Origin of the sequence: Acinetobacter soli (genome assembly GCF_018139125.1) — a bacterium.
GTDB lineage: Bacteria > Pseudomonadota > Gammaproteobacteria > Pseudomonadales > Moraxellaceae > Acinetobacter > Acinetobacter soli.
This window is the reverse complement of record NZ_CP073241.1, coordinates 1,997,318-2,010,410: the sequence shown is the minus strand read 5'-3', so window position 1 is coordinate 2,010,410 and position 13,093 is coordinate 1,997,318. Positions and strand designations below refer to the sequence as shown.

The 13,093-nt window shown below is 45.6% G+C and carries 13 protein-coding genes and 1 tRNA gene; 8 read left to right on the top strand and 6 right to left on the bottom strand.

What is annotated here, in order from left to right:
• The first annotated feature begins 4 nt into the window (after window positions 1-4).
• The 7 genes from KCV09_RS09275 (at window position 5) to KCV09_RS09245 (ending at window position 5,261) form a co-directional block, all read left to right on the top strand.
• Window positions 5-1,297 (top strand): NAD(P)/FAD-dependent oxidoreductase, encoded by a 1,293-nt coding sequence (locus KCV09_RS09275; protein ID WP_212515075.1) that lies wholly within the window; start codon window positions 5-7, stop codon window positions 1,295-1,297.
• Between the two features lie 3 nt (window positions 1,298-1,300).
• Window positions 1,301-1,864 carry a DUF3261 domain-containing protein gene (locus tag KCV09_RS09270; RefSeq protein WP_212515074.1) on the top strand — a complete coding sequence of 188 codons (564 nt, stop codon included), beginning with the start codon at window positions 1,301-1,303 and terminating at the stop codon, window positions 1,862-1,864.
• Between the two features lie 10 nt (window positions 1,865-1,874).
• Window positions 1,875-3,080, top strand: coding sequence for a beta-ketoacyl-[acyl-carrier-protein] synthase family protein (locus tag KCV09_RS09265; RefSeq protein WP_151815176.1), 1,206 nt, complete (start codon window positions 1,875-1,877; stop codon window positions 3,078-3,080).
• On the top strand, window positions 3,077-3,520 hold the full coding sequence (locus KCV09_RS09260; RefSeq protein WP_151815177.1) for an ApeP family dehydratase: 444 nt from the start codon (window positions 3,077-3,079) through the stop codon (window positions 3,518-3,520). Before KCV09_RS09265 ends, KCV09_RS09260 begins: the two co-directional genes overlap by 4 nt.
• Window positions 3,517-4,242, top strand: coding sequence for a 3-ketoacyl-ACP reductase FabG2 (locus KCV09_RS09255; RefSeq protein ID WP_004932979.1), 726 nt, complete (start codon window positions 3,517-3,519; stop codon window positions 4,240-4,242). Before KCV09_RS09260 ends, KCV09_RS09255 begins: the two co-directional genes overlap by 4 nt.
• A gap of 113 nt (window positions 4,243-4,355) precedes the next feature.
• Window positions 4,356-4,946 (top strand): 4'-phosphopantetheinyl transferase family protein, encoded by a 591-nt coding sequence (locus KCV09_RS09250; RefSeq protein WP_373869352.1) that lies wholly within the window; start codon window positions 4,356-4,358, stop codon window positions 4,944-4,946.
• A 42-nt stretch (window positions 4,947-4,988) separates the two neighbouring features.
• Window positions 4,989-5,261, top strand: a complete 273-nt coding sequence (locus KCV09_RS09245; protein ID WP_151745884.1) for a hypothetical protein — start codon at window positions 4,989-4,991, stop codon at window positions 5,259-5,261.
• Window positions 5,262-5,325: 64 nt separating this feature from the next.
• Here KCV09_RS09245 and secF read toward each other — a convergent pair whose 3' ends face one another.
• The 5 genes from secF to queA all read right to left on the bottom strand — a co-directional run bounded on the left by secF (window position 5,326) and on the right by queA (window position 11,073).
• Window positions 5,326-6,294, bottom strand: a complete 969-nt coding sequence (gene secF, locus KCV09_RS09240) for a protein translocase subunit SecF (protein WP_151815180.1) — start codon at window positions 6,292-6,294, stop codon at window positions 5,326-5,328.
• A gap of 8 nt (window positions 6,295-6,302) precedes the next feature.
• Entirely contained in the window at window positions 6,303-8,204 is a 1,902-nt protein-coding gene (secD, locus tag KCV09_RS09235) for a protein translocase subunit SecD (protein WP_004932990.1), read from the bottom strand.
• 54 nt (window positions 8,205-8,258) lie between these two features.
• Window positions 8,259-8,588 carry a preprotein translocase subunit YajC gene (gene yajC, locus KCV09_RS09230; RefSeq protein WP_004919921.1) on the bottom strand — a complete coding sequence of 110 codons (330 nt, stop codon included), beginning with the start codon at window positions 8,586-8,588 and terminating at the stop codon, window positions 8,259-8,261.
• Between the two features lie 102 nt (window positions 8,589-8,690).
• Window positions 8,691-9,821, bottom strand: coding sequence for a tRNA guanosine(34) transglycosylase Tgt (tgt, locus tag KCV09_RS09225; RefSeq protein WP_004919919.1), 1,131 nt, complete (start codon window positions 9,819-9,821; stop codon window positions 8,691-8,693).
• A gap of 205 nt (window positions 9,822-10,026) precedes the next feature.
• Window positions 10,027-11,073: a tRNA preQ1(34) S-adenosylmethionine ribosyltransferase-isomerase QueA gene (gene queA / locus KCV09_RS09220; protein ID WP_151815182.1), complete on the bottom strand. Its 1,047-nt coding sequence runs from the start codon at window positions 11,071-11,073 to the stop codon at window positions 10,027-10,029.
• A 178-nt stretch (window positions 11,074-11,251) separates the two neighbouring features.
• Between queA and KCV09_RS09215 the strand changes: the two genes are divergently transcribed.
• Window positions 11,252-11,338 (top strand) — tRNA-Leu (locus KCV09_RS09215).
• A gap of 59 nt (window positions 11,339-11,397) precedes the next feature.
• Here KCV09_RS09215 and KCV09_RS09210 read toward each other — a convergent pair.
• Window positions 11,398-12,771 (bottom strand): MFS transporter, encoded by a 1,374-nt coding sequence (locus KCV09_RS09210; protein ID WP_212515073.1) that lies wholly within the window; start codon window positions 12,769-12,771, stop codon window positions 11,398-11,400.
• Window positions 12,772-13,093: the final 322 nt, after the last annotated feature.

Genomic DNA, 13,093 nt, shown 5'->3' with positions numbered 1-13,093 from the left:
TCGTATGCAGCCATCTAGTTTAAAACACTCGAATGAATACACCGATGTGGTGATTATTGGTGCTGGCCCAGCGGGAAGCTCGGCCGCTGCATTGCTACGCCAGTATGGCCTTAATGTGCTTGTGCTAGAGAAACAACATTTCCCGCGCTTTTCCATAGGCGAATCTCTACTGCCGCAGTGTATGGTGTTTTTAGAAGAAGCAGGACTGCTGGAGACCATTCGAGCACATGTTGAACCCTGCGCTTTTCAGTTTAAGAATGGCGCCGCTTTTTTACGTGGAACCGAACGTAGTTTCTATGATTTCACCGATAAATTTAGTGATGGCCCAGGCACCACATGGCAAGTTCGCCGCAGCGACTTTGATCATCTTTTAGCGCAGCAAGCCCAACAATTGGGTGCTGATCTCCGCTTTGGACACGATGTGCTCAGCGTCGATGTTGACTCAAACGAGCCGTGCGTGACCGTGCGCAGCGAAGATGGACAAAGCTATCAAATTCAAGCCAAATTTTTACTCGATGCCAGTGGTTTTGGTCGCGTGCTGCCCAAATTGCTTGATTTGGAGTCGCCGTCTAACTTTCCTGTTCGTCGGGCATTGTTTACGCATATTGAAGATGGCATAGGCGATAACCCTGCCTTTGATCGTCAAAAGATTTTAATTACAGTGCATGATAAAGACCGCCGTGCTTGGTACTGGCTAATTCCCTTTGCGGATGGTCGCAGCTCTTTTGGGGTGGTGGCTGAACATGACTTTTTTGAAACATACCTAAGCCATGATCCTGCGCAAGATCAACCTGAACCTTTATTGCGCCGCATTCTAGCCGATGACCAGAGTTTGTCGAAGGTTCTTGCGCAGGCGAAGTTCGATATGCCTGTAAATAGCCTGACCGGATATTCCGCCAATGTGAAACATTTGGCCCAGTCCAATTATGCACTGCTTGGCAATGCAGGCGAGTTTCTCGATCCGGTTTTTTCGTCGGGAGTCACCATTGCCATGAAATCATCGAGTTTGGCGGTGCCTTTGGTTGTGCGTCATTTACAAGGTGAGTGTATCGATTGGCTGAACGAGTATGAAAAACCGCTGCGTGAGGGGATCAGTGTATTTCGTGCCTATGTCGAGGCATGGTATTCAGGTGAATTTCAGGATGTCGTATTTTCTAGCAAAAAAAATCACGAGATTGAGCGCATGATTGCCTCATTATTGGCAGGTTACGCTTGGGACATGAAGAATCCAATGCATAAAAATGCCAAACGGCGTTTGAGTAACTTGGCTGAATATTGTCGTCAGGAGGTCGTATAAGTCATGCCGATGTATTTAAAAGCATGCGGACGATGGATGGTGATTGGCGCAATCATGGCGGTGCTGAGTGCATGTCAAAGCTTTATGCCCAAAGCACCTGGATTGCCGCAGCCACAGTGGGCACAACTACAGCAACAACATCGCGATTACGTCCGACAGGATCAGGTCGATGTCCGTTGGCGCAGCAAGCAGTTTAGTTTTTTGCTGTATCAGCGTCAGCAAGGCGAAGCATTGCAAATGGTGGCATTGACCTTGACAGGACAGCAACTATTTGATGTGGACTACGATGGCCGTCGGGTGATCGTGAAGCAGCGAATTGATGAAATGCGACTGTTGCCATTTGAATTTTTAGTCCGCGATATTCTGGTGGCCACTTATCCTGATTTTACCAAGCAATCAAACGCTACGATAACGGTAAAACCCACCGCAACTGGCCAAGACGTTTATATTCAAAATCAAAAAGTATTGAATCTTCGGCACAGCTCCGACACGATCGACCTTGATAATATTCATGTGCCGTATCATATGACCTTTTCATCTATTGAAAACACTTTAGAATCCAACTAGAACCATGATTATGCAAGATCAACATCACCATGCTGCTGCCGTTGGGATACAACTGAGTGCCAGCCTGTCGGCATTGGGCGACCAGCCGAGTCAACTGCGCACACAATTAGGCTGCTCGGATGTTGCGCCGAGTTTAAGCCTCCGTTCGGATCTACTTGTAGAGCGCGAGGTCTGGGTGGGTGCTTATACCGGTGAGATGGTTGAGCATTTACCACCTGAATGTGAAAAATGGCAATCACGTAACCTTAGGTTTGCTGTTACCGCATTACAGCAAATTGAAAAGCCACTTCGTCAAATGACAGCGCACTTAGATTCAACGCGATTGGCAGTGGTTGTGGGAACGTCAACGTCTGGTATTTCCGATAATGAGGTACTCTTTACCGCCCATTTTCATGATCAGCCGCATGCCAAAATTAATCATCACAAACAACAAATGAATGCATTGGCAAAAGGATTGCGTGCCTATTTGGGCTGGCAAGGACCTGCCTATACCATTTCAACAGCATGTTCATCGAGTGCCAAAGCTTTTATTTCCGGCCAGCGTTTACTTCAAGCTGGATTGGTCGATGCAGTGTTGGTGGGTGGAGTCGATACGCTTTGCCGACTCACTCTAAATGGCTTTAACAGTTTAGAAAGTCTTTCACGCGAGATTTGTCAGCCCTGTGGCGATAAGCGTGACGGAATCAATATTGGAGAAGCAGCAGGGTTATTTTTACTCACCCGTGAGTCGGCCCCGATTATGCTGGTAGGTGTAGGTGAATCGATGGATGCTTGGCATATTTCTGCACCGCACCCAGAGGGTGTTGGAGCAGCACAGGCTATGCAGCGCGCACTTGATACAGCAGGTATTTTGCCTGAACAAATTGATTATCTGAATTTACATGGCACAGCAACCCCGCAAAATGACCAGATGGAAATCAAAGCAGTGCGTCAAGTTTTTGGCAAACAAGGCCCTCAAATGAGTAGCACCAAACATCGTACCGGACACTGTTTAGGTGCTGCGGGCGCGATTGAAGCATTTATTTGTCAGCACGTATTGCTTGATCAGTCGTGGCTGCCTCTCCATCAGCAACATAAGGGCTTAGACCCTGAACTCAATGATCAGCGCTATGTGATGGCTAATGATCATGCGCATACTTTGAATTATGTGATGAGTAATTCCTTTGCTTTTGGTGGCAGCAATGTCAGTTTGATTTTTGGACGGTGCCTAAAATGATCCTACAAGAAAAAGCCAGCCAGTATATTCCGCATGAGGCACCGATGCTGTTGGTGGATGATCTGATTGAAATCACCGATACGTATGCGGTGGCAAGTTTAAGCATTCAGCCGGACTTAATGTTTTGTACTGCACAAGGGCTACCCACCTGGACCAGTATTGAACTAATGGCACAAACCATTAGTGCATTTTCAGGTTATCAGGGTCATTTAAACAGCGCAGGGCCCAAGGTGGGATTTTTGCTCGGGACACGTAAGCTGAATCTGCCTGTGCCATTTTTTGCCTTGGGGACACAGTTGACTATTCGGGTTGAGAAACAGTCGATGCATGATGGCCTAGGACAATTTGAGTGTTGTATTGATGAGGGTGAGTATCGTATTTGTGCCGTTCTTACCGTATATGAACCTCCTTCAATGACGCCAGAGCAGAGTCAAATATGAACAAACGTATTTTAGTCACAGGATCAAGTCGAGGCATTGGAAAAGCGATTGCGTTGGCGTTGGCACAGGCGGGTTTCGATGTGGTGGTGCATGCGCGTTCACGCATTGATGAAGCCAATCACGTTGCTGATGAGATTCGAGCGCTGGGACGTCGTAGTGATGTCTTGATGTTTGATGTGACCGATCGTGAACGAACTAAGCAACAACTTGAGGCCTTTATTGAACAGCATGGCGCTTTTTACGGGGTGGTGCTCAATGCTGGCTTGACCCGTGATGCAGCCTTTCCGGCACTGCTAGATGATGACTGGGATCAAGTGATTTCTACTTCGCTCGATGGTTTTTACAATGTACTGAAACCCATCATCATGCCGATGATTCAGCTGAGAAAGGGCGGCCGTATTGTGACGTTATCTTCTGTTTCGGGCGTGATGGGCAATCGAGGGCAGGTCAACTATAGTGCAGCCAAAGCAGGACTGATTGGTGCAACCAAGGCCTTATCTCTTGAACTGGCCAAACGTAAAATCACCGTCAATTGTGTGGCACCAGGACTGATCGAAACCGAGATGGTCACAGAAGAGGTCAAGTCGCATGCTTTAGCCATGATCCCAATGCAACGCTTAGGTCAAGCCAACGAAGTGGCCAGTCTGGTTCGGTTTTTATGCTCCGATGAAGCATCCTACATCACCCGTCAGGTTATTTCCGTCAATGGGGGAATGCATTGATGTCGCGTTGCTATACTCAAGCTGTGTTTGGCTCAAGACACCTGATTGAGGCTTGAGCTTTGAAAACGATTCAGGTTTATGTGTGTCCGCTTTCGGCAATTGTTCAGGCAGAAATGATCGATTTTGCTTCCAGACGTGATTATCAGCAGTATAAACGCGAGCAAATCTATGGCTACCGCGACCAGCAGATTGCCCGACATTTACACACATCAATCGATGCCCTAGATTATGCAGTTACGGCGCACGGAAAACCGTATTTACGCCATTCAACCTTGGCGTTTAATCATTCACACAGTCAGGATGACTATGCCTTGGCAATCAGTGATCGCGTGGTAGATATCGGTGTAGATATCGAAAGTTTGAACCGTAAAATCCGCTTTGATGCCTTGGCTCAGCATGCTTTTCACCCCGATGAGTATGCATGCTGGAAAGCTTTAGACGAAGATGTGCGTTATTGGTTCAAGGTATGGACCACCAAAGAAGCGATTTTAAAAGCGCATGGTATGGGTATACGACTCGATTTAAACACTCTAAATACGCACATGCATCCCACTTCTGATCAAGGTCAAATCGTAGATGATCGATTGGGTATTTTTGCCTATCAGTGCTTCGATCTTGGCGCTGCCATGCTGTGTGTGGCATGGCGCTCAGACATCGGATGTGGTCAATTCATTCTGCCAAAAATACAAATTTTTCATCCTTAAAATTAAATTTTCTTATTGTTGTTAACGTTTTGGACCATAAGTATGAAATTAAAAATACGTGATAAAGACATTCAATTTATTTACTATTTTTTTGCCACGATGATGGTGGTTTCGATGGTAGCTGCCTGTTATAAAAAATTTTTTCAGCATGCAGACCAGTTTGACTTATCTGCATTTTATACCTTTTTTGTCATGATGTTATTTGCCCGATTTTACTATGCGATTCAGTATGTACTCGAAAAGATTGAGCAGATTAATCGGCGAGAGCGCCAGCGTCAGCTCGATTTCGAGGCCAAAACCAAAACACAATCTTAAATGTATTGATTAAAAAAAATGCCAGCAGATTGCTGGCATTTTTAATAACACTCAAATTTAAAGATTATGGAATATCATCTTCAAATTCAGGTTTGACTTGAACCACAAAGTCTTGACGGTTCAGACCACGCCACAGTGCAAATGCTGTTCCGATATAAATCGAAGAGTAGGTTCCGACAAAGACACCTACAAACATCGCAATAGAGAACCATTTCAAGCCATCACCACCCAAGAACATCATGGCAAGAACCACCAGTAACAGGGTCATGGAGGTATGAATGGTACGTCTGAGAGTTTCGGTCAATGCAATGTCGACAATTTCACGTGGTGTTGCACCGCGAATCTTACGAAAATTTTCACGGATACGGTCTGATACCACGATGTTATCGTTCAGTGAGAAACCAATGACCGCCAAAACAGCCGCAAGCACGGTTAAATCGAACTGCCATTGAAACAGCGCGAAAGCACCAATGATAATAATGATATCGTGGAATAACGACATCACAGCGCCCATCGCAAGCTTGAATTCAAAACGAATGGTCACGTAGACCAGCATCAGAATCAATGCCAAAGCCACAGCGCCAGCAGAGCGGAGGTAAAGCTCGTTACCCACCTGTCCGCCAACAGCATCGACCTTGTGTACCACGGCCGTGTTATTTGGCAATTGCACTGCCTTGGTCAGCGCATTGCTAAGATCATCGACTTTGAGATCATCTTGTACAGGCATCCGCACGATCAGATCTTTATTACTACCAAGTGTTTGTACGACAGCATCTTTAAAGCCTGCTTTATCAAGCGCTTGTGAAACAGCGGACTGATTCACCTGTTGCGAATAATTCAGCTCTGCCGAAACGCCGCCAGTAAAGTCCAAACCGAGGTTAAGACCCTTGGTTACAATAAAGAAGATACTGGCCAAGGTGAGCAAGACCGAGAAAATTGCCGCTGGTTTGGCAATTTTCATAAACGGAATCACCCGCTCGTTGTCTGGACGGCCATACTGCTTGGGTTTAGGTTGAGTCATATCAGTCATCATCGATCTCCTTATATGCTCAACTTTTTCAAGTTACGACGTTTGCCATAAATGAGCTGTACAATTGCACGGGTCACGGTAATGGCAGTAAACATCGAGCAGACAATACCAATCATTAGCGTCACTGCGAAACCTTTGATTGGACCTGTACCAATTGCAAACAAAATGAACGCCACCAAGAATGTGGTTAAGTTCGAATCAAAAATGGTGTTGTAGGCACGATCATAGCCGGCCACAATGGCCTGCTTGGGCGAAGCCCCCCATTTGATTTCTTCACGTATTCGTTCACAAATCAGTACGTTCGCATCGACCGCCATTCCGATGGTAATGACGATACCGGCAATCCCCGGCAGGGTGAGCGAGGCACCTATCCAAGACATTACGGTGAGAATCATTGCCAAGTTAAACACAAGGGCAAAGTTTGCAATCAAACCAAACAAGCGGAAGAACACCACCATCCAGATCGCGACCAGAAGGAAGCCGACTTCAGTAGACAGAATCCCTTTGTCGATATTTTCCTGACCAAGGCTTGGACCAACCACGCGTTCTTCAACAAAGTACATTGGTGCTGCAAGCGCACCCGCACGAAGCATCAGCGCAAGTTCAGCCGCTTCTTGAGGAGAATCGAGACCAGTAATTCGGAACTGTGAGCCCAAAACAGCTTGAACAGTCGCGGCATTGATAATGACCGATTCGGTATATGGTGTACGCACTTCGGTTTGTGCACCAGTTGCCGGATCCGTCACGTAACTGACGCGTTGTTTATTTTCGATAAACAACACCGCCATACGTTTACCCACTGCATTTCGTGTCGCATCTGCCATGAGCTTACCGCCAGCGCTGTCGAGCGTGATATTCACTTCGGCACCGCCTGTATCCTGACTAAAGCCAGAACTTGCGTTTTGCACACGTTCACCGGTCAAGATACGGTTGCGATTAAGCAACAACTGACGACCACTGTCGAGTGACTCATAGGCAAACAACTCTGTGCCCGGTGGCAATGGCTGACCATTATATTTACCGGTATACGGATCGATATATTGATCATTTTGATCGGCAACCAAACGGAACTCAAGATTGGCTGTACGACCTAGAACACGCTTGGCTTCAGCAGTATCCTGAACGCCAGGCAATTCCACCACAATACGGTTGCTGCCTTGAGTTTGAACCAAAGCTTCAGCCACGCCCAACTCGTTAATACGGTTACGCAATGTGGTTAAGTTTTGGTTGACCGCATACGACTCGATCTCCTGACGACGAGCATCGGTGTAGCTTAGACGCAGTGATGCACCAGTTGCCGTTGCGACCGCCTGTTGCGTGTATTCGTTGCCATTACGACGTAAAAAGTCCATAGCCGTGTCGCGATCTGCGTTATTGGCAAATTGCAGTACAATCGCATTGTTGTTAAGCGATAAGCTATTGAACTTGATATTGTTGTCGCGGAATTGGCGGCGAATATCACTGACCGACGTTTCCATGCGCTGCGCAATCGCCTTGTTCATGTCCACTTCGAGCAAGAAGTGTACGCCACCACGTAAGTCGAGGCCCAGTTTCATTGGCTTGGCGCCAATTTTCTGAAGCCATTCTGGCGTGGTTGGGGCAAGGTTTAACGCCACCACATAGTTGTCGCCTAAATCACGACGCAATACGTCCTGTGCCTTGAGCTGATCTTCCGATGAGTTAAGACGTAACAGGGCAGCATTGTTGGCAAAGCTGTTGTCATGACTGGTGATGTTGGCAGTTTTTAAAATTTGCTCTGCTTTTTGCACCATGCTCTGGTCGATTTGAGTACCGGCTTTGGCACCAGAAATCTGAACAGCAGGCTCGTCTGGATACAAACTTGGCAGTGCGTATAAAGTGCTGATAATCAAAACAACAATGATCAGCACATATTTCCATGCAGGGTAACGCATTCGCTTTCTTCTTAAAATGAAAAAGTCGTGCGGGGTGCACGACTGTCTTTTTGATTAAAGGTTATTGAGTGTGCCTTCAGGTAAAACTGAAATCACACTAGCGCGTTGGATTTTAACTTCTACGCCACGGCTCAATTCAACCACAGCATAATCGCCTTCGATTTTGGTGATACGGCCCATTAAGCCACCAGCAAAAACAACTTCGCTACCCACACCTAGGCTTTCAACCAAAGTACGATGTTCTTTGGCACGTTTCGATTGAGGACGCCAGATCAAGAAATAGAAGATTGCAACAAATACAACAATCATCAATATGTTAGCCATCATGCCTGGACCTTGCGGCGCCGCATCTGCAGCGTGAGCAGTAGAAATTAAAAAGCTCATTTTGGTTTCCTAAAGTTAAAAAATGGGCGTCAAATTATGACAAAAATACCAGTTCGCTCTGCAATTTACCTTGTCTTTTTGTTGAGCGCAAATTCTGATGAATTAATCCACCGGTGCGGGTGGTACATCTAAACCACGACGCGTGTAGAAGTCGGTGACAAACTCATCAAAGGTACCCTGCTCAAGTGCATCACGAATGCCTTGAGTCAGGCGTTGATAATACCGTAAGTTGTGAATTGTACCGAGCATTGATGCCAACATTTCACCACATTTTTCAAGATGGTAAAGGTAGGCACGGGTAAAGTTTTTGCAGGTATAGCAATCGCAATGTGGATCGAGCGGGCTTTGATCATGACGATATTTACTGTTGCGGATACGCACCAAACCGTCTGTCACAAAATAATGTCCGTTACGCGCATTACGGGTCGGCATTACGCAGTCAAACATATCGACACCACGGCGCACCGCTTCAACGATATCTTCTGGTTTACCCACACCCATTAGGTAGCGTGGCTTATCTTCTGGCATTTTAGCCGGCAGATAATCGAGTACCTTGATCATTTCTTCTTTCGGTTCGCCTACCGATAACCCACCAATGGCATAGCCATCAAATCCAATTTCGAGCAAACCATTAAGGGATTCATCACGCAGATCTTCATACATACCGCCCTGAATAATTCCAAATAGCGCATTGGTATTATTGAGTTGTTCGTGGTGATGGGTTTTACAACGTTTGGCCCAGCGCAAAGACAACTGCAACGATTTTTGTGCTTCTTCGTGAGTGGCTGGGTAGGGCGTGCATTCGTCAAAAATCATCACGATGTCGGAATTGAGCACTTGCTGGATTTCCATAGAAATCTCAGGTGACAAAAACACTTTTGAACCGTCAATCGGTGAGCGGAAGGTCACACCTTCTTCCTTGATTTTACGCATCGCGCCAAGGCTAAACACCTGAAAGCCGCCTGAATCGGTCAGAATCGGTTTATCCCACTTGATGAATTCATGTAATCCACCATGCTCTTTAATTACCTCAAGGCCCGGACGCAAGTACAGGTGAAAGGTGTTGCCTAAAATAATTTGCGCTTGAATTTCTTCGATATCGCGCGGCAACATACCTTTTACAGTGCCGTATGTGCCAACGGGCATAAACACAGGTGTTTCGACCACACCGTGTGCAAGGGTTAAACGACCACGGCGGGCGCGGCCAGATTGACCTAATTTTTCAAACTTCATGCAACTTTCCAAATCAAGGCGAAAAAACAGTTCGCTGATTAACCTATTTAAAGGCGGCTATTTTCCTTGATTTGTCCTGAGAGTGCTACTACTAAATGTACAAGATAACGAAAACACTAAAAGCATTGCCTTAAGTATAAAAAATGCCCGACGATATGTCGGGCATTTTTGAGTCAAACAGATACAACGTAAAGTATTAAACTTGTTAGTTGACTTGGGTTGCTGCGCGATCAATCAGCATGGCATCACCATAACTAAAGAAGCGATATTTTGCTTCTACAGCATGTGCATACGCATTTAAGATATTGTCGCGATTTGACAAGGCCGACACCAGCATCAGTAAGGTCGATTCTGGTAAGTGGAAATTGGTGATGAGGCGATCAACCGCACAAAATTGATAGCCCGGATAAATAAAGATCTGGGTGTCGCCTGTCCATGCACCGATTTTTCCGCCATTGGCCTGTGCTGCACTTTCCAAGGCACGCGTGGCTGTTGTCCCGACAGCAATCACTTTATTGCCACGAGCTTGCACCTGACGAATCAATTCTGCGGTATGTTCAGGTACATCACACCATTCACTGTGCATAATGTGATTTTTGATGTCGTCTGTACGTACCGGTAAAAAGGTACCAGCACCCACATGCAAGGTCACAAATGTTTTTTGAATGCCTTTGGCTTCAAGCTTGGCCAAGAGTGATTCATCGAAATGCAGGCTGGCGGTAGGTGCGGCCACACTGGCAATTTTATCTGGATTGTGAAATACCGTTTGATAGCGCTCGGTGTCGATGGCTTCGGCTTCACGGTTAAAATACGGCGGAATAGGCAATTGACCATAACGGTCAAGCACGCTCAAGATCGGCTGAGAAAATTCAACCACATAGAGATTTTCATGACGTCCTTGTACAGTGACAGAGACTTGATCTTCACCAATAAATAGCTCTGCACCAGCTTTAGGTGAATTACTGGATTTGATATGACAATGTGCAATCCGATTATCGAGCATACGCTCTACCAATACCTCAACTGCTCCACCTGATGCGCGCTTGCCTTTGAGTCGGGCTTTCATGACCTTGGTGTCGTTTAATACCAAAAGGTCACCTTCATCGAGAAGCTCTAGAATGTCGGTAAAGGCATGGTCATGATATTGACCCTGCGCATCAAGATGAAGCAGACGCGATGCGGAGCGTGTTTCAAGTGGATAACGGGCAATCAGCTCGTCAGGCAGATCAAAATTGAAATCGGAAAGTTGCATAACTCGAGTACAAACCAAAACGTGGCGATAGTATAGAGCTTTTCAAACCGATTGGGCAGCGCGCTTTTTTTATGATTTTTCACTGTTTGTACTAAAAGTGAGCAAAACTCAATATCTTAACGTTGACAAGATTTTAAAATCAGATAATATACGCATCACAAAGCAGCATCATGCTCTTCCCGAGGTGGTGAAATTGGTAGACGCGGTGGACTCAAAATCCACTGTTCGAGAGAACGTGTCGGTTCGAGTCCGACCCTCGGGACCAAGATTCTAAAAACCCAGATCATTTAAATGGTCTGGGTTTTTTCTTGTCTAGACTCAATATTATTCTCTTTTTGATGACCATACAAAAGACGCTGCTTTTTGTTGTTCTTCATTATCGGTTTCTAGGCGAATGCCTGTGCGATCTTTAAACACACAAATAGCCAGAAAAGCCAGCGTTGCCATCAAACATAGATAACTACTTACCCAAAAAATGCCATTTGGTTTGATAATCAGGGCCGCTGCAATTAGGGGCGCAAATGCACCGCCCATTATCGTGCCAATTGCATAAGTAATGGAAATGCTGGTAAAGCGAATAGATGCGGGGAAAAGCTCCGCATAAAACACGGCTTGTACGCCATAGGTCATTCCAATGCCCGCAGACAGTAACGCCAGACCAATCATAATATTAAGGTAGTCACCAGTTTGTACCAGCGGAAATAGGCAAAGTGCGGTCACAATTTGAATCACTGAGCCAATCATATATAAACGCTTACGACCATATTTGTCTGAGAGCACGGCAGTAAACCAAGTAAAAAATGTCCAGATTAGAGCAGAAACGCTGACCAGTGATAAAATGGTTGGTCGATCCAAGGCGAGGCCATTTGGATTGGTGGTATAGCTTTGCAAAAAACCACCTGCGGTCATGTAGCCCAGACATGTCGTGCCAGCAATCAGAAGTGCAGCCGTGAAAACGACTTTTTTATAGCTTTTAAACAGTGTTCGAATTGGCTGCTCAGCAGTACCTTTTTGCTTCAGATCATCAAAAACTGGACTCTCATCGACCGAGCGTCGAATCCAGTGTCCCAGTACAAATAAAAAAATACTCACCAGAAAAGGAATGCGCCAACCCCATTGTACAAATTCGTCTCCCGGTGAAACGTATCCGATCATGATCACGAGCATGAGTGACGCCAATAACAAACCCAACGGGACTTCCAGTTGAGGAAAAGCACTAAACATGCCGCGCTTGTCTTGAGGTGCATGTTCAACCGCCATGAGTACGGCGCCACCCCATTCGCCTCCTGTCGAAATGCCCTGAATGATTCGAAGTACTATGAGTAAAATGGGTGCTGCAATGCCAATCGTGTCGTAGCTGGGGAGTAACCCGATGGCCACAGTACTCATTCCCATCATGATGAGAGTGACACTTAAAATAGTTTTACGGCCAATTTTGTCACCAAAATAGCCTGCCACGAAGGCACCAAGTGGACGAAAAATAAAACTGATTCCCACCGATGCAAACACCAATAGTGTCGCAAAAACTGGGCCTGCGGGTTTAAAAAACAACTGATTAAAGACCAGTCCGGCCACTGCGGCATAAATAAAATAATCATACCACTCGATGGTGGTGCCGGCTAAAGTGGCAAAGGCGATTTTTTGTGTACTCTGCTGTGCATGTGGCCTGCTTAAGGGGAGTGACGTGGCTTTTTCCATGTGGTGTTTTCCTTTTCAATTCTTGTCATATTTTTAGCTCTAATGCTGCCGATGTAGATGAATTCCTGTTCAAAACATCGCCACTTGAGTATGATTTAAAAAATAATTAAAAGATACATAAAAATAAATAATAAAATTAAAATGTATCGTAAATATTTTTTTAAAATTATATTAATCATTGGTTTATTATTTTTTTAATTATATATGATATGAAATAACAAACGAATACAATATTATGTGTGAATAAATAAGTATGTTGATACGACATGATCGGTAGAACGCTAGCTCATCTGTAAAAAGCATCTGTCAGTCACAAGAAAGA

Coding starts and splice junctions, on each gene's coding strand:
- KCV09_RS09275 (WP_212515075.1), top strand. CDS start 5: ATGCAGCCATCTAGTTTAAAACACTCGAATGAATACACCGATGTGGTG.
- tgt (WP_004919919.1), bottom strand. CDS start 9,821: ATGAAGTTTGAAAAATTAGGTCAATCTGGCCGCGCCCGCCGTGGTCGT.
- KCV09_RS09255 (WP_004932979.1), top strand. CDS start 3,517: ATGAACAAACGTATTTTAGTCACAGGATCAAGTCGAGGCATTGGAAAA.
- KCV09_RS09245 (WP_151745884.1), top strand. CDS start 4,989: ATGAAATTAAAAATACGTGATAAAGACATTCAATTTATTTACTATTTT.
- KCV09_RS09260 (WP_151815177.1), top strand. CDS start 3,077: ATGATCCTACAAGAAAAAGCCAGCCAGTATATTCCGCATGAGGCACCG.
- KCV09_RS09250 (WP_373869352.1), top strand. CDS start 4,356: ATGATCGATTTTGCTTCCAGACGTGATTATCAGCAGTATAAACGCGAG.
- KCV09_RS09265 (WP_151815176.1), top strand. CDS start 1,875: ATGCAAGATCAACATCACCATGCTGCTGCCGTTGGGATACAACTGAGT.
- KCV09_RS09210 (WP_212515073.1), bottom strand. CDS start 12,771: ATGGAAAAAGCCACGTCACTCCCCTTAAGCAGGCCACATGCACAGCAG.
- KCV09_RS09270 (WP_212515074.1), top strand. CDS start 1,301: ATGCCGATGTATTTAAAAGCATGCGGACGATGGATGGTGATTGGCGCA.
- queA (WP_151815182.1), bottom strand. CDS start 11,073: ATGCAACTTTCCGATTTCAATTTTGATCTGCCTGACGAGCTGATTGCC.
- secD (WP_004932990.1), bottom strand. CDS start 8,204: ATGCGTTACCCTGCATGGAAATATGTGCTGATCATTGTTGTTTTGATT.
- yajC (WP_004919921.1), bottom strand. CDS start 8,588: ATGAGCTTTTTAATTTCTACTGCTCACGCTGCAGATGCGGCGCCGCAA.
- secF (WP_151815180.1), bottom strand. CDS start 6,294: ATGATGACTGATATGACTCAACCTAAACCCAAGCAGTATGGCCGTCCA.